The sequence below is a fragment of the Streptomyces sp. NPDC003077 genome (assembly GCF_040611095.1).
GTDB lineage: Bacteria > Actinomycetota > Actinomycetes > Streptomycetales > Streptomycetaceae > Streptomyces.
This window is the reverse complement of the sequence record NZ_JBEXNM010000018.1, coordinates 42,699-58,345: the sequence shown is the minus strand read 5'-3', so window position 1 is coordinate 58,345 and position 15,647 is coordinate 42,699. Positions and strand designations below refer to the sequence as shown.

Annotated in this window: 12 protein-coding genes and 2 pseudogenes; 2 read left to right on the top strand and 12 right to left on the bottom strand. The window is 73.8% G+C overall.

The window, feature by feature from the left end; translation table 11 throughout:
• Nucleotides 1-172: 172 nt before the first annotated feature.
• The 3 genes from mug to ABZX96_RS15075 form a co-directional block, all read right to left on the bottom strand.
• Nucleotides 173-727: a G/U mismatch-specific DNA glycosylase gene (gene mug, locus ABZX96_RS15085; RefSeq protein WP_355543645.1), complete on the bottom strand. Its 555-nt coding sequence runs from the start codon at nt 725-727 to the stop codon at nt 173-175.
• 239 nt (nt 728-966) lie between these two features.
• Nucleotides 967-2,400 (bottom strand): adenylosuccinate lyase, encoded by a 1,434-nt coding sequence (purB, locus tag ABZX96_RS15080; RefSeq protein WP_355543642.1) that lies wholly within the window; start codon nt 2,398-2,400, stop codon nt 967-969.
• Between the two features lie 352 nt (nt 2,401-2,752).
• Complete coding sequence (locus tag ABZX96_RS15075) at nt 2,753-3,151, bottom strand: hypothetical protein (RefSeq protein ID WP_355543639.1); 399 nt, start codon at nt 3,149-3,151, stop codon at nt 2,753-2,755.
• Between the two features lie 297 nt (nt 3,152-3,448).
• Here ABZX96_RS15075 and ABZX96_RS15070 point away from each other — a divergent pair, with 297 nt between their 5' ends.
• The gene (locus ABZX96_RS15070; RefSeq protein ID WP_355543636.1) at nt 3,449-3,742 is read left to right on the top strand and encodes a hypothetical protein; all 294 of its coding nucleotides are present in this window, start codon (nt 3,449-3,451) and stop codon (nt 3,740-3,742) included.
• Between the two features lie 63 nt (nt 3,743-3,805).
• Here ABZX96_RS15070 and ABZX96_RS15065 read toward each other — a convergent pair whose 3' ends face one another.
• Both ABZX96_RS15065 and ABZX96_RS15060 read right to left on the bottom strand, forming a co-directional pair.
• The gene (locus ABZX96_RS15065; protein WP_355543633.1) at nt 3,806-5,380 is read right to left on the bottom strand and encodes an alpha/beta hydrolase; all 1,575 of its coding nucleotides are present in this window, start codon (nt 5,378-5,380) and stop codon (nt 3,806-3,808) included.
• Entirely contained in the window at nt 5,377-6,618 is a 1,242-nt protein-coding gene (locus ABZX96_RS15060; protein WP_355543630.1) for a serine hydrolase domain-containing protein, read from the bottom strand. Before ABZX96_RS15060 ends, ABZX96_RS15065 begins: the two co-directional genes overlap by 4 nt.
• Nucleotides 6,619-6,954: 336 nt before the next feature.
• On the opposite strand from ABZX96_RS15060, the pseudogene ABZX96_RS15055 reads away from it, so the two are divergent.
• Nucleotides 6,955-7,278, top strand: a pseudogene (locus ABZX96_RS15055) (amidase family protein); the annotation flags it as partial.
• A gap of 368 nt (nt 7,279-7,646) precedes the next feature.
• On the opposite strand, the pseudogene ABZX96_RS15050 reads toward ABZX96_RS15055, so the two are convergent.
• The 7 genes and pseudogenes from ABZX96_RS15050 to ABZX96_RS15020 all read right to left on the bottom strand — a co-directional run.
• A pseudogene (locus ABZX96_RS15050) lies at nt 7,647-7,742 on the bottom strand (IS5/IS1182 family transposase); the annotation flags it as partial.
• The gene (locus ABZX96_RS15045) at nt 7,742-8,593 is read right to left on the bottom strand and encodes an SGNH/GDSL hydrolase family protein (RefSeq protein ID WP_355543627.1); all 852 of its coding nucleotides are present in this window, start codon (nt 8,591-8,593) and stop codon (nt 7,742-7,744) included. The pseudogene ABZX96_RS15050 and the gene ABZX96_RS15045, both read right to left, overlap by 1 nt.
• Before the next feature lie 365 nt (nt 8,594-8,958).
• Complete coding sequence (locus tag ABZX96_RS15040; RefSeq protein ID WP_355543624.1) at nt 8,959-9,978, bottom strand: hemolysin family protein; 1,020 nt, start codon at nt 9,976-9,978, stop codon at nt 8,959-8,961.
• Entirely contained in the window at nt 9,975-11,318 is a 1,344-nt protein-coding gene (locus ABZX96_RS15035; protein WP_355543622.1) for a hemolysin family protein, read from the bottom strand. Before ABZX96_RS15035 ends, ABZX96_RS15040 begins: the two co-directional genes overlap by 4 nt.
• A gap of 219 nt (nt 11,319-11,537) precedes the next feature.
• Complete coding sequence (locus tag ABZX96_RS15030; protein ID WP_355543829.1) at nt 11,538-11,948, bottom strand: GNAT family N-acetyltransferase; 411 nt, start codon at nt 11,946-11,948, stop codon at nt 11,538-11,540.
• Between the two features lie 229 nt (nt 11,949-12,177).
• Complete coding sequence (locus tag ABZX96_RS15025; protein WP_355543620.1) at nt 12,178-14,736, bottom strand: FtsX-like permease family protein; 2,559 nt, start codon at nt 14,734-14,736, stop codon at nt 12,178-12,180.
• Between the two features lie 6 nt (nt 14,737-14,742).
• Entirely contained in the window at nt 14,743-15,585 is an 843-nt protein-coding gene (locus tag ABZX96_RS15020) for an ABC transporter ATP-binding protein (RefSeq protein WP_355543617.1), read from the bottom strand.
• Nucleotides 15,586-15,647 lie beyond the last annotated feature (62 nt).

The window sequence follows — 15,647 nt, the reverse complement described above, 5'->3', positions numbered from 1 at the left end:
TCGGCAGCTCAGGACGAGGCGAGGGGGTGCCAACGGGGGACAACCCGGCCGCCACCCGGGTACGGGACCGGAAGAAGAGCGGCCCGGGGTCGGGACAGGAAGAAGAGGAAGAACAGGAACAGAAGAACAGGAACAGAAAGAGGAAGAAGCGAAGAGGGAGGAGCGGGCGGCGCTACTCCTCGTCGTCCGCGAACGCCGCCGCGCGCAGCCGGGCGAACTCCTCGGCGAGTGCCTGGGGCGGCCAGTGGGCGTTGAGGCCGCTCGGGTTCGGCAGGACCCATACCCGGGTGGCGCCGATGGTCCGCTCCTGCGGGCCGACCTTCGCGCCCTTCTCGTCGAACGCCACCCGATAGGCGGTCACCCCGGCGACGGCCAGCCACCGGGGCCGCAGCGCGGCCACCTTCTGCTCCAGCAGCCGCCCGCCCTCGCGGAACTCCTCCGGCCGCAGCTCGTCCGCCCGGGCGGTGGCGCGCGCCACGACGTTGGTGATGCCCACGCCGTGGGAGAGCAGTTCCTGCTCCTGCGCGGGCTTGAGGATGTGCGGGGTGAACCCGGCGGCGTACAGCGCGGGCCAGAAACGGTTGCCGGGCCGGGCGAAGTGGTGGCCGGTGGCGGCGGACATCAGCCCGGGGTTGATGCCACAGAACAGGACGCGCAGGTCGCTCGCGATCACGTCGGGGACGAGGCGGTCGCGGGCGGCCAGCAGCTCTTCGGCGCTCGGACGCATGACGGGGCCCTCCTACCGGCGCCCGAGCGGGTCCGGGACCCACCGGCCGGGCGCCGGGGCCGGGGGCCGGGTCGGGATCAGGCAGTGGGCGGGTACCCGTGCCGGAACCGGACGGCGGACGGATACCCGCGCCGGGGCCGGGGGCCACCGGCGGGGCATCGTCCGGCTTGTCACGGGCGCACCGCCCGGCTCGTCACGGGAACACCGTCCGGCTCGTCACGGGCACACCCTCCGGCTCGTCAGAGGATGGCGCCGGGCGTGTAGGCGGCGGCCTCCGGGTGACGCTCGGTGATCTTGGCGATGCGGGCGACCACGGACGCGACCTGGTCGGCGGCGGCGCCGGTGAAGGACAGCTTGTCGGCCATCAGGGCGTCCAGCTGAGCCCGGTCCAGCGGGATCCGCTCGTCCGCGGCCAGCTTGTCCAGCAGCTCGTTGCGCTCCGCGCCCTGCTCGCGCATGGCCAGCGCGGCGGCCACCGCGTGCTCCTTGATCGCCTCGTGCGCGATCTCCCGGCCGACCCCGGCGCGCACGGCACCCATCAGGACCTTCGTCGTGGCCAGGAACGGCAGGTAGCGGTCCAGCTCGCGGGAGGCGACGGCGGGGAAGGCGCCGAACTCGTCCAGCACGGTCAGGAACGTCTCCAGCAGACCGTCCAGGGCGAAGAAGGAGTCCGGCAGCGCGACCCGGCGCACCACCGAGCAGGACACGTCGCCCTCGTTCCACTGGTCGCCGGACAGCTCGCCGGCCATCGACGCATATCCGCGCAGGATGACCATCAGGCCGTTGACGCGCTCGCAGGAGCGGGTGTTCATCTTGTGCGGCATCGCGGACGAGCCGACCTGCCCCGGCTTGAAGCCCTCGGTGACCAGCTCGTGTCCGGCCATCAGCCGGATCGTCTTGGCCAGCGAGGACGGCGCGGCGGCGAGCTGCACCAGCGCGGTCACCACGTCGTAGTCCAGGGACCGCGGGTAGACCTGGCCGACGGAGGTGAACGCCTGCCCGAAGCCGAGGTGGGCGGCGATCCGCTGCTCCAGTTCGGCGAGCTTGCCCGCGTCCCCGCCCAGCAGGTCCAGCATGTCCTGGGCGGTGCCCACCGGGCCCTTGATGCCGCGCAGCGGGTAACGGGAGAGCAGGTCCTCCAGGCGCTCGTACGCCACCAGCAGCTCGTCGGCGGCGGTCGCGAACCGCTTGCCGAGGGTGGTCGCCTGCGCCGCCACGTTGTGTGACCGGCCCGCGATCACCAGCTCGGCGTGCTCGGCGGCCAGCCCGCCAAGGCGCCCCAGGACGGCGACGGTGCGGTCGCGCATCAGCTCAAGGGACCGCCGGACCTGCAACTGCTCGACGTTCTCGGTCAGGTCCCGGGAGGTCATGCCCTTGTGGACCTGCTCGTGGCCGGCGAGGGCGTTGAACTCCTCGATGCGGGCCTTGACGTCGTGCCGGGTGACCTTCTCGCGTTCCGCGATCGACGCCAGGTCCACGTTCTCCAGGACCCGCTCGTAGTCGGCGAGCGCCTGCTCCGGCACCTCGACCCCGAGGTCCCGCTGCGCGCGCAGCACGGCCAGCCACAGCTGCCGCTCCAGCTTGACCTTGTACTCGGGGGACCACAGGACGGCGAGCTGCGCGGAGGCGTAGCGGCCGGCCAGGACATTGGGGATGCGGGGCTTGGCAGTCACGTTCCCAGAGTCTACTGGCGGTTTCCGCAGGCCAGCGCCCCGGCCCTGCTTGTGGCTTGCTACAAACGCGGGCTGTTCGGGGTGGGCTGGGTGGTCGTGGATCGGGGTGAACCCGTACGGGATGGCGTGGGGCGGCCCTTACGGGACGTGATCGCCCCATCCGGCCCATTCCCGGTGCGGCGGGGGTTCAACCAGGGACAGAGGGGGGACTGCCCGCCAGGTCCGCCCCGGGAGGAGCCGTCAGGAAAAGACGCCGGGAAACGCATCAGGAAAAGGCATCGGGAAGAGACGTCAGAAGGAAGCGCCTGAAGCGTCAGAAGGAAGCGTCAGAAAGATGCGCCAGGAGGAGGCGTCAGAAGACGCTGATGCCGACCAGCAGGATCAGCACCAGGACCACGAAGAGGGATTGGGCCACATATCCCGTGCGAGGGGCGAACGAGCGCAGGTAGTGCGCGCTCTCCACCACTTGGGCGTTGTCGGTGTCGTACACCACGGTGAGCGGCTCACCGACCCGGGGTGGCGGTTGCGGCGGGGTCACGACCGCCCGGACGTGCACGCCGGGGCGTGGGCTGAAAACACACCGGATCCGGGAGACCTCGACGCCGCCCCGGTAGAGGCGTTCCTCGCACACGGCCTCCGCCTCCGCCCCCCTCTTCCCGAGCCTGCGGTTGCGAATCTGGTGCGGCACGCAGAGCAGAGCGAAACCGCCGACCGGAAGGCACAATGCGCCGATCACGGTGAGAAAGGCCATTGCGGCACCGGATGACACGTGCACGTACCCCCAATATCGCGCCCGCCGAAACTGCCGCGGGGAGCCTACCTCACACCCATCCGGCACCTTCTCGGCTCGTGCCCGACCGGGAACGCACCGCCTTTTCCTCCCGAGTGCCGGACGAGCTCGTCGGCGTGAACGGCGATGAATACGGCCACGGCTCCGGCGCCCTGGCGGCGGGTGCGCAGAACCTCGCTCAGGGCGGCTGCTTCGCGCGGCATCGGGTGCGGCGAATGTTCCGGGGCCGCGATCGCCGCGGCGACAGCCGCATGGTCCATGGCCACGGCCCCGGCCATCACGGTCCGCTCCACACGGATGCGGCTCACGATCGTCTCCGCCGCCGCCCTGGCAGTCGGCCGTCAGGCCGCTTCGCCCTCGGGCGCCACCGGCGCGGTCTTCGTGGCCGCGGCCCTCGCCGCCTCGGTGCGCCGGCGGCTCCCGCTCGCCTCGGCCGGGGCCCCGCCCGGCCGTTTCGTCACCGGCGCGCGGGGCCGTCCGGCCTCGGCCGCCGTCGGCAACGGCGTGATCGTGCTGCCGGCCGTCCGGCGCGCCTGGACGGCCACGGCCTGACCCGCGCAGGCACACGGCGGGGCCCGGCCGAAGGTGGTGTGCCGGACTCCGCCGTGCCGGAGGCTACTTGACGCAGGTTTCGTCGCCCGTGGGCAGTTCGCCGGTGGCCAGGTAGCGGTTGACCTTGGTGTCCACGCAGGCGTTGCCGTACTCCCCGTAGAGCGCGTGGCGGTTGGCGCCCTTGAGGGTGATCAGCCGGGAACTCGGCAGCATACGGTGCAGCGCGACACTGCTGCGGTATGTGGTGCGCGGGTCGCCGGTGGCGGCCACGATCAGGCCCGGGGCGTCCCGCCGTATCTGGGTGGGCGCTTCACGCGGCCGGTCCCAGAAGGCGCACGGGCCGATGTTGAGGGCCAGCGGGCCGAGCAGCGGGTGCTTGGCACGGTTGCGCTGGATGTCACGCCAGTAGACCTCGGGGTCACGCGGGGCGGGCTTGTCGCCGCAGATGATCGCGGCCTGCACCTCGCCGAAGTTCCCGCCGGTGTTCAGGAGCCGCAGCAGTTCGGCGAACTCGGGGGACAACCGGGTCGGGTGCCCGGCGGCGGCCCGCACCAGTACGGAGAGCTGCTCGGCGAGCTGGGCCCGTGCCCGGTCGGTGTCGTCGGAGATCGCGTTGAAGAGCAGGAACGGCACCTCTGTGTCGTCGAGACGGTAGCGTTCCGGCGCGGTGCCGACCGTCAGCGGGCGCCGCGCGGACGCTTCGACGATCCGGCCGATGGTGGCCAGCACCTCGCCGCGCGTACGGCCGAGGTGGTACGTGGCGTGGCGGCGCGCCGCCCACGCGGCCCAGTCGGCGAGGGCCCGCTCGTTCTCCCGGAGGGCGGACCGCACCAGCCGCGGGTTGTAGTCCTGCGGGGCGAGCGCCCCGTCGAGCACCACCCGGTCGTAGCGGCCGGGGAACATCTGGGTGTAGACGGTGCCCAGGTAGGTGCCGTACGAGTAGCCCAGGTAAGAGATCTTCCGCTCGCCGAGCGCGCCGCGGATGACGTCCATGTCGCGGGCCGTGTTACGGGTGCTGACGTGCGGCAGCACCGACGGATCGGCGGCCCGGCACTTCTCGGCCAGGCTCTTCTGGAGGGCGACCTGACGCTCGAAGCTCGCGCGGCTCAGACCGGCGGAGAAGAAAGTGGTGCCGACGGGCCAGCCGCAGTGCAGCGGGGTGCTGCGGCCGGTGAAGCGCGGGTCGAAGCCGACGATGTCGTAGCGCGGGCCGACCTTCCCCATCGCCTTGCGGATGTGCGGCGGCGAGTCGATGGCCGTGCCGCCGGGACCGCCGTTGTTGAGCAGGATCGAGCCGATGCGGTGGCGGCTGTCGGTGGCCTTGAGGCGGGAGACCGCGACGGTGATCGTACGGCCCCGGGGCGCCGCGTAGTCGAGCGGCACGGTCGCGTTCGCGCACCGCACGCCGGCCTTGTCCAGGTCGCGGCCCACCGCGTCGTCGGGGCCCTGGACGCAGCTGCCCCACTTCAGGCGCTGCTGGTAGTAACGGTCGAGCCCGGCCCGGTGGCCCCGGGGCGCCGCCGTCCCGGGCGTGGCGGCCGTGGCGGCCGTGGCCAGGGCGGGGGAGGCGCTGAGGCAGGCGACGAGGGCCAGGGCGGCGGCCGAGGCGCGGCGCACGGCCGGGAGGGGAGCGGTCATCGAGTCTCCTCGGTCCGGTGGTGGCGGGCGGGGGAGCAGAAGGCGGCGTCGGCGGTGGCGCGGAAGTCGGCCTCGGCCTCTTCGGTGCGGGGGACCGCGGTGAGGACGAGGCCGAGGCTCCGGCCGTCGGGCCCGTAGGCGCCCAGCGCGCGGTGTCCGCCGGGCACCGTCCCACCGTGCGACCACCACCAGCCGCCGCACTTCAGCGGCGAGGCGATCAGCCCGAGTCCGTACCGGGCGCCGGGCCACAGGCGTGCCGGGTCGGCGGGGACGGTGCGCTTCATCTCGGCCAGCCAGCGCGCGGGGAGCAGTTCACCGCCGAACAGGGCGCGGAAGAAGCGGCTCGTGTCGGCGGGGGTGGAGACCAGCGCGCCGCCCGCGCCGCCGAAGCTCATGTTCCACTCGGTGCCGTCGGCCAGTGGCGCGTCGGGGTCGTCGGTGGTGGGGTAGTAGCTGCGCGAGTGCGGTCCCCGGATACGCGGGCTGTCACCGGGCCAGTACGTGTCGCCCAGGCCGAGGGGCTCGATGATGCGGCGGGTGACTTCCTCTTCGACGCGGCGCCCGGTGACCTGCTCGACGACGAGGCCCGCGACGACGGTGTTGGTGGTCGAGTAGTGCCACTTCTTCTCGGGGCGCGGCATCTTCAGCGCCATGGCGATCAGTTCGCGCGGCTCGTAGTGCCGGAACCGCCACTGTTCCAGGGGCAGCTGGACCAGGCTCTCGGTGTGGTCGGGAAGGCCGCTGGTGTGCTGGAGGAGCTGCCGCACGGTGATCTTCCGGCCGTCGTGGCCGTTTTCCCGGATCAGCCCGGGCAGGTAGCGCTCGACCGGCGTGTCCAGCCCGAGCCGGCCTTCCGCGGCGAGCTGTACGACGACCGTGGCGGTGAACGTCTTGCTGACGCTGCCGATCCGCATCCGGTCGGCGGCGTCCATCGGGCGCCCGGACCGCAGGTCGGCGACGCCGCGGGCCACGTTCCAGCCGCCGCAGTCCGGGCCGGTCGCCTCGGCGGCGACACCCGGGATGCCGTGCCGGGTGACGAGCGTGTCCATGGCGGCGGCGAGTGCGTCGCGCTCCGTATCGCAGGCGGCGGACCTGGCGGGGTGCCGCGCGGTGTCCACCGGTGCCGCGCCGGTCGCCGCTGTCGCCATGGGGGCCGCGAGGACCAGTAGGGCGGTGGCCGAGGCCACCGCCGCCGAGCGCCGCGGGAGCCGCCGCGCTCTGATGGATAACTTCTCCATGGTGATCGGTATGTGTCGCATGACGGCAGACGATAGAGGCGCGAAGGCCGCCACTCACTACGGCTGGCCCCCGGCGGCGGGTGCGGCCAGCACCCCCACGGGCTCCCTGGTCACCGGCTCTCCACGGGCGCACCGAACTCCCGCGCGCAGGCCGCCGAGCCTGCGGCGGGGGCGGCCCGCCGCCGTCCGCCGGCTCGTCCCCGCCGCCGGGCATCGACCTCGACACCGTGACGATCCCGGAACGGCGGACCCGGATGGCGGACGGCTCGCCGACCTCCTCGGCGCCGCCCCGCGCCTGTCCGTGCCCGCCCACCACGGTCGGCCCGCCCATCGGCCACCGACGCCGTCCTCGTGACACGGCTCCGGGAGGCGGGCGCGGCCGTCCTCGGCAAGGCGAATCTGTCCGAATGGGCGAACTTCCGTGCCGCGAAACCGACGTCGGGCTGGTCGGCGGTCGGCGGGCGGACCCGCAATCCGTACGTCCGGGACCGCAATCCGTGCGTCCTGGACCGCGATTTGTGCGTCCTGGACCGCGATCCGTGCGGCTCGTCCGCCGGTTCGGCCGCCGCGCTCGCCGCGTCGCTGTCCCAGGTGGCGGTCGGCGCCGAGACGGACGGCTCCGTCGTGTGCCCGGCCGGGAAGAACGGGGTGGTCGGTTACGACTGCGGAACCCAACAGTCCCACGGCTCGCCCGAGTTCGCCTCGTCAACGAGCTGAGACAGCCGGAGACGCCGGACCAGGCGACTGTGAATGCGTGAGGCCGTCATGGTGGGGCGGGGACGAGCCCGGCGCCGGTGAGGCATCTCTCAAGGATGTCGCTGCGGCACTGGAGCCGTCGCGGGCCCCGCCGGACGGCGGTGAAGGGGGCCTCGGGGTCGGCGAGCGCGCGATGGGCCGGGGTGGTGCGGCGCGGGATGGGCCAGGTGCCTTCGAACAGGTCGAGGTCGAGGCCGGGTGCGCGGAAGGGCGCCTGGTGGACGGTGAGTCAGTCGCGGTCGGCCGGTGTCGGCGGCTGGGTGACGTCGCCCGCGGTGGCCGCCGGTGAGCGGCACCCGCAACGGGATGCCGCCACCGTCGGTCGGCACGTGGTGCGCGGAGCCCGGCCGCCTCGCAGCCACCGGACTCATCCTGACGACATGGTGTGCCCCACCCGTCGCCAGTCCGTCACGGGGCCGGGGTTCGTGTGGTCCGCGGGGCTGACCCAGAAGGCTTCGCCCAGCTCGGCGCTGAACTGGGCGCCTGTCCGGCCGTCGCCGGAGGAGCGGCCGGACAGGCGGCGGCCGATCCAGGGGAGCAGGTGCTCCCGGGCGAACCGGGCGTCCGCCGTGCGGCGTGCCGCCCAGCCGGGCCGTATGAAGGCGGGCAGCGGCGCGTCCCAGTCGGACTCGGGTGGGTGTCCGAGCGCCTGCCAGACCGCCTCGGCCACCCGGCGGTGGCCTTCCGCGTTCAGGTGCAGGCGGTCCGCCGCCCACATCCGGGGGTCGGCCAGGGCCCGGGACGCGAAGAGGTCCACGACCACCGCCCCGTGCCGCCGCGCCAATGCGTCGATGTGCGCGTAGAGCGCGTCCATCCGTGGGCGGAACCGTTCCAGCACCGGGCCCCGGCGTCCGGGGCTGCGCATCAGGACGAGTTGCCGGCAGCGCGGGGCCAGGTGCTCGACGGCCTGCTCCAGCCGGCCGCACACCCGGTCCAGGTCGCACTTGGGCCGCAGGACGTCGTTGAGCCCGCCGACCAGCGTCACCAGGTCGGCGCCCAGCGCGGCGGCGGGGCGGACCTGCTCGTCGACGATCTGTCCGATGAGCTTGCCGCGCACGGCCAGGTTGGCGTAGCGAAACCCGGGCGTGCGGGCGGCCAGCCGCGCCGCGAGCAGGTCGGCCCACCCGCGGTAGGAGCCGTCGGGGAGGTGGTCGGACATGCCCTCGGTGAAGCTGTCGCCCACCGCGACGAAACTGGTGTAACCGGCATTGATCTCCATGGCGCGGGCGATCCTAGCCGCCCCGCCCAGCGGGACCGCGACCGGGCCGCCCCTCGGGGACGGCCCGTGACCGGTGGCGGCCACCGCTCGGGGCGGCCACCACGCGGCGTCCGCTCCGGCGCGCCCTTCAGGGAAGCCCGGCACCGCCCCGGAACCCGGCCGGGCACCGGCCCGAGCCCGCCCAGAGGCACCAGCCCCATCCGGCCCCCGAACCAGCTTCCGAAACCCAAGCCAACTCCCGGCCACGAGCCGACCTCCGGACCCCGAGCAGCCCCCAGCCCCGAGCCCGGCCTCCGGGACCCGAGCCGACCCCCGGCCTCCGGACCCCGGTGCCGATGCCCCATGGCCCCCGGCCCCCGGCAGCCTCACCCCGAAGGCTGCTGCAACACCAGCTCCCGCAGCACGTCCTCCATCGTCACCAGTCCGGCCAGCCGCCCGTCCGTGCCGATGACCGCCGCCAGGTGCGTGCCGGAGGCGCCCATCGCCGTCAGGACGTCGTCCAGTGGCGTGGTGGCCCGCACGCGGGCGATCCGGCGCAGGGCCGAGATCGGGAACGGCAGGTCCCGGGGGCTGGCGTCCAGGGCGTCCTTGACGTGCAGGTATCCCAGGATGCGCCGGGTGTCGTCCACGACGGGGAAGCGGGAGAAGCCGGATTCGGCGGACAGGTGCTCCAGTCCCTCGGGCGTGATGCCCAGCCGAGCCGACACGACCTTCTCCACCGGCAGCACCACGTCGGCGACCGGGCGGCGGCCGAGTTCCAGGGCGTCCCGCAGCCGTTCCTTGGCCCGGTCGTCCAGCAGGCCGGCGGCCTGGGAGTCCTCGACCATCTTCGCGAGCTGGTCGTCCGAGAACGTCGCCGCCACCTCGTCCTTGGCCTCCACCCGCAGCAGCCGCAGCAGCCCGCTGGCGAAGGAGTTGACGGCGAAGATCACCGGGCGCAGCGCCCGGGTCAGCGCGACCAGCGGCGGTCCCAGCAGCAGGGCCGTGCGCACCGGCTCGGCCAGCGCGACGTTCTTCGGGACCATCTCGCCGAAGAGCATGTGCAGGTACGTCGCCGCGGCCAGCGCGATGACGAACGAGATCGGGTGGGTCAGCGCGTCCGGCACGCCGATCGCGTGGAAGAGGGGTTCCAGCAGGTGGGCGATGGCGGGTTCGGCGACGGCGCCGAGCACCAGCGTGCACAGGGTGATGCCGAGCTGCGCCGCCGCCATCAGGCCGGAGACGTGCTGCAGGCCCCACAGGACGCTGCGCGCGCGCCGGTCGCCCTCGTCGGCGTACGGCTCGATCTGGCTGCGGCGCACGGAGATGAGGGCGAATTCCGCGCCGACGAAGAAGGCGTTGATGACCAGCGTGAGCAGGCCGATGAAGAGTTGCAGCGCGGTCATCGGGCCGCCTCCTCGGTGTGGCCGGGTGCGCTGCCGGACAGCGGGGCGCGCAGCAGCACGCGCGCCGCGCGGCGGCCGGACGCGTCCTCGACCTCCATCCGCCACCCGGCGACCTCCAGCGCGTCACCGCGCTCGGGAATGTGGCCGAGTTCGGTGGCGATCAGGCCGGCGAGCGTCTCGTAGGGGCCCTCGGGCGCCTTGAAACCGATCTCCTGCAGCCGGTCCGTACGGGTGGCCCCGTCCGCCAGGTACAGGCCGCGGCCCTCGGGGTCCTGGCCGGCGGGGGCCAGGTCGGGGGTCGCCAGCGGGTCGTGCTCGTCGCGGACCTCGCCGACGACCTCCTCGACGATGTCCTCCAGCGTCGCGACGCCGGCCGTGCCGCCGTACTCGTCGATGATCACGGCCATCGTCCGCTTGCCGGACAGCCGGTCCAGCAGCCGGTCCACCGGCAGCGTCTCCGGGACCAGCAGCGGCTCGCGCAGCAGCTCGGCGACCGGGTGGCGGGAGCGCAGCTCGGCCGGGATCGCCAGGACGTCCTTGACGTGCGCGGTGCCGACGACGGTGTCCAGCGTCCCTCGGTAGACGGGGAAGCGGGACAGGCCGGTGGCGCGGGTCGCGGCGGCCACGTCCTCGGCCGTGGACTGCACGTCCAGCGCCACGACCTGCACGCGCGGGGTCATGACGTTCTCCGCGGTCAGGGCGGAGAGGTTGAGGGTGCGGACGAACAGCTCGGCGGTGTCCGGCTCCAGCGCGCCCTCCCGCGCCGAGTGGCGGGCCAGCGCGACCAGCTCCTGCGGGCCGCGGGCGGAGGCCAGTTCCTCGGCGGGCTCCAGGCCCATCCGCCGCACGGAGCGGTTGGCGGTGTTGTTGAGGTGGTGGATGAGCGGCTTGAACGCCGTGCTGAAGGCGCGCTGCGCGGTGGCGACGCGCTTGGCGACGGGCAGCGGGCTGGAGATCGCCCAGTTCTTGGGGACCAGTTCGCCGACGACCATGAGGACGACCGTGGAGAGCGCCGTGCCGAGCACCAGCGCCACCGAGTCGGCGGCGGAGCGCGGCAGCCCGAGGGCGTCCATCGGGCCGGTCAGCAGGGCGGTGATCGACGGCTTGGAGAGCATGCCGATGACCAGTCCGGTCACGGTGATGCCCAGTTGCGCGCCGGAGAGCTGGAAGGTGAGGCCGCGGACCGCCTTGAGCGCGCTGTCGGCGCCGCGCTCGCCGCGTTCGGCGGCGCGCTCCAGATCGCTCCGCTCGACGGTGGTGAGCGAGAACTCCGCCGCGACGAAGACCCCGCACGCCAGGGTCAGGAGGAGGGCCAGGGCCAGGAGGAGCAGCTCGGTCATCGGGTCACCTCCGTCCCATGGTCGGACAGACGGCGGAGGTGTGCGCTCTGTGAGAAGGCTGGTCGACGACTCGGAGGTTCGCCCATGGCTGGACGCTCACTCCTTTCACTGGGATACAGGGACCCCTCCATCGTAAAGGATCGGCAAAGCGCGCAGGTTGTGGTGGGTGCGGAGGGGTGCGCGAGACGGCAGGGCACGGGGGGCGGCGACGGACGGCGGTCACGCGTCCAGGGACTTGACCCAGCGGCTCCACTCGGGCTGGGGGGCGTACCCGGCCGCGTTCCAGGCGTGGTGCGCGAGGGTGTTGCGGTCCAGCACCATCGCGTCCACGCGCCGGCCCCCGAGCGCGGCGAACCGGCGCTCGGCGGCGTCCAGCAGCGCCCGCGCCACCCCCCGCCGCCGGTGGGCGGGGAGCACCGCGAGCCGGTAGAGAGAGCAGCGCCATCCGTCATAACCGGCTATCGCGGTACCCACGAGGAGGCCGTTCGACTCCGCCAGGAGCAACGCGTCCGGATCCCGCTCCAGGAGCCGCAGGACGCCGTCCAGGTCGTCGGTGATCGAGGTGCCTTCCGCCGCCTCCCGCCAGAAGCGGAGCACGGCCTCGGCGTCGGCGGGGACGGCGGTGCGGATGGTGGGGGCGGTGGCGGAAGCGTCGGTGGGGGCGGCGGCACGGGCGGTGGGCGCGTCGGTGGGGGCGGCGGCAGGGGCGTCGGTACGGACGGTGGATATGCCGGACGCGTCGCCGGCCACAGGGGAATCGCTCATGATCAAAACCCAAGCACGGGCCGGACGCCGCCCGCCACCGATTCTCGCGGTGTGAGACCCGGCCCACTCGCGGCCACCCCTTGCGGCACCCGCCCTACTCGTGCGCCACCGCCGCCAGCACGTTCATCCGCGACGCCCGCAGCGCGGGCAGCAAGGCGGCCAGCAGGCCCACCAGTACGGAGCCGATCACCACCGCGACCACCGTCGTCCACGGGATCACGAAGGACGTCAGCCCCTCCAGCTCCAGCACCTGCTGGGTAGCCGCGCCCCACACCAGCCCCAGCGCGAGTCCCAGGACCGCCCCGAACAGGGCGATCACCACCGACTCCAGCCGGATCATCCGGCGCGTCTGGAGCCGCGAGAGCCCCACCGCGCGCAGCAGCCCGATCTCGCGGGTCCGCTCCACGACGGACAGGGTGAGCGTGTTGACCACCCCGAGGACCGCGATGATCACCGCCAGCGCCAGCAGCCCGTAGAGCAGCCGGAGCAGGCCCTGCACCTGATTGGTGATCAGCTTCTTGTAGTCCGACCGGTCGTTGACGTCCAGCTGCGGGTACGGGGCCAGCGTGTGCTTCAGGGCCCGCTGCACCCGTTCCTGATCGGCCCCGGGCGTCGCGCCGACCAGCAGCAGCGAGTCGTACGCCTGCGGCTGGTACACCTCCAGGGTCGCCTGGCTCATGATGACGCCGCCCTGCGTGCTGCCCCCGGCGTTGTCGGTCAGCGCGCCGACCGTGAACCGCGCCGCACGCCCCGAGGGCAGCACCGCGCGCAGCACGCCCCCTAGGCGCAGCCCGTGGTCACGCGCGAACCGCTGGTCCACGGCGACCCGGCCCGGCGCCAGCGCGGAAGCGGTGTTCCCCGCCGTGTACGACATCTTCAGCACCGAGCCGAGGCCCGGACCGAAGGCCGCCCCCGTCGTCTTGCGCCGGTCGCCGTCCGGCAGCCGCAGGTCCAGGGAGACCAGCCGCTGGCTGACGACGGTCCGCACGCCGTCCGTGTCCCGCACACGGTCCGCGACCTCCCGCGAGAAGGGGAGGTAGGAGGGGTTCTGGACGATGAAGTCGGCGCCCAGGGTGCGGTCCACCTCCCGCTCGGCCGAGTGGGCCAGCGAGGCCCCGGTGATGGCCAGTCCGGTCACCAGCGCCAGCCCCACCATCAGCGCCGTCGCGGTCGCCCCCGTCCGCCGGGGGTTGCGCAGCGCGTTGCGCCGGCTCAGGCGGCCCACCGCGCCGGACACCGGGACCACCACCCGGCCGAGCACCCGGATCACCGGCCGCACCAGCACCGGCCCCAGCACCACCCCGGAGAACAGCGTCAGCACGATGCCCGTCACCAGCAGCCCGCCCGCCGGTCCCACCCGCGTACTGAACGCGCAGCCCACCAGCGCCGCCGCGCCCGCGGCGGCCATCACCAGCCCCACCGCCGTCCGCACGCGCAGCGGCCGGCCCGTCCCCGCGACCTCCACATGGGCGAGCGCGGCCATGGGCGAGACCCGGCCGGCGCGCAGCGCGGGCAGCAGCGCGGCCACGAAGGTGACCCCGACCCCCACCGCGTACGCCGCGACCGGCGTCGGCCAGCGGAAGGCCAGGTCCGCCGCGTTCAGCTTCAGGCCCTGCGCGTTGAGCAGCGCGATCAGCCCCGCGGCCAGCCCGACGCCCGCGCCCAGCCCCACCGTCGCCCCGACCAGGCCCAGCAGCAGCGCCTCCACCAGGACCGACCGGCGCACCTGCCGGCGGTCGGCGCCCAGCGCCCGCAGCAGCCCCAGTTCCCGCGTGCGCTGCGCGATCAGCATCGAGAAGGTGTTGACGATCAGGAAGGTCCCGACGAGGACGGCGACCCCCGCGAACCCCACCATCACGTACTTGATGATGCTCAGGAAGCCGGCCAGCTGGTCCGTGGCGGACTTGCGCTGCTCGTCGCGGGTGTGGACCTGGTACGGCCCCGTGTCCTTGAGCGCGGCGGAGACCCGGCGCTTGAGCGTCTGGTCCGGCACCCCGGGCGCGGCGTCGACCGCGATCGTGGTCGCGGCGCGTGTCGAGCCCAGCAGCTCGCGCTGCGCCGTCCGGGTCTCCAGGAAGAGCAGCGTGGCGCCCGGGTTGGTGGTGCGGAACGCGGCGATCCCCACCACCCGCACCGGGAAGGTGTGCCGGGGAGCCAGGACGCGCAGCCGGTCACCGACGCGCACGCCCTTCTGGTCGGCGGTGTCCTGGTCGAGCATCGCCTCGCCCGGACCGCGCGGCGGGCGGCCGGCGGTCACCTCCAGCGGATTGCGCTCGCCGACGTACCAGTTGGTGGCGATGGTGGGGCCGCCCACCGCGGGCCCCAGCGAGCGGTTGCGGGAGTCCGCCAGGGCGACGTTCTGCACCTGCACGTTCAGGTGCGTGCGCGCCACCCCGTCGACGCGCGCCACCCGCTCGCCCAGCCCGGCCGGGAGGGTGGCGACCGGGGCCGTGACGTTGCCGGCGTCCCGGTCGCGCGGCGCGACCTCGACGTCCGAGGCGGTGGAGGCGAACAGCCGGTTGAACGTGGCGGTCGCGGTGTCGGAGAGGAGGAGGCTCCCGGCGACGAACGCCACCGAGAGGACGACCGCGAGCGCGGAGAGCAGCATCCGTCCCTTGTGCGCCAGGAACGAGCGGAGCGTGGCCCGGAGCACGGGGGATCACCGCCCGCCGGAGGCGGGACCGGGTGCCTGCGGGGAGGGCGGGCCCGAGAGCCCGGTGTCCTTCCCCGGCGGCGCGCCCGGCGCGTCGGAGAAGATCTGCATCCGCTCCAGCACCGCCTCCGCCGTCGGCCCCGCCATCTCGTCCACGATCCGCCCGTCGGCGAGGAAGAGCACCAGGTCGGCGTGGGCGGCGGCGTTCGGGTCGTGGGTGACCATCACCACCGTCTGGCCCAGGGTGTCCACCGCGGCCCGCAGGAACCGCAGCACCTCCAGGCCCGAACGCGAGTCGAGGTTGCCGGTCGGCTCGTCGGCGAAGACCAGTTCGGGCCGCGCGGCCAGCGCCCGGGCGCACGCCACGCGCTGCTGCTGGCCGCCGGAGAGCTGCGCGGGCCGGTGCCGCAGCCGGTCCCCGAGGCGGAGGGTGTCGATGACCTCCCGCAGCCACGGGCCGTCCGGACGGCGGCCCGCGATGTCCATGGGCAGGGTGATGTTCTCCTCCGCCGTCAGGGTCGGCAGCAGGTTGAACGCCTGGAAGACGAACCCCACCCGGTCCCGGCGCAACCGGGTCAGCTCCCGGTCGCCCAGCCCGGTGATCTCCCGCTCGCCCAGCCACACCCGCCCCGCCGAGACCGTGTCCAGCCCCGCCAGGCAGTGCATCAGCGTGGACTTCCCCGAGCCGGAGGGCCCCATCACCGCCGTGAACCGCCCGCGCCCGATGGCCACGTCGACCCCGTCCAGCGCGACGACCCGCGTCTCACCCATCCCGTACGTCTTCGTCAGCCCGGCCGCCCGGGCCGCCGCTTCCCCGCTGGGTGCCGTACCCGTGACAGGTGTGGACATGGCCGCCTCCCCGTGGGTGCCAACTCCTCCGTGGGGGCCGACAGTAGGGGAGGGGCCCGGGG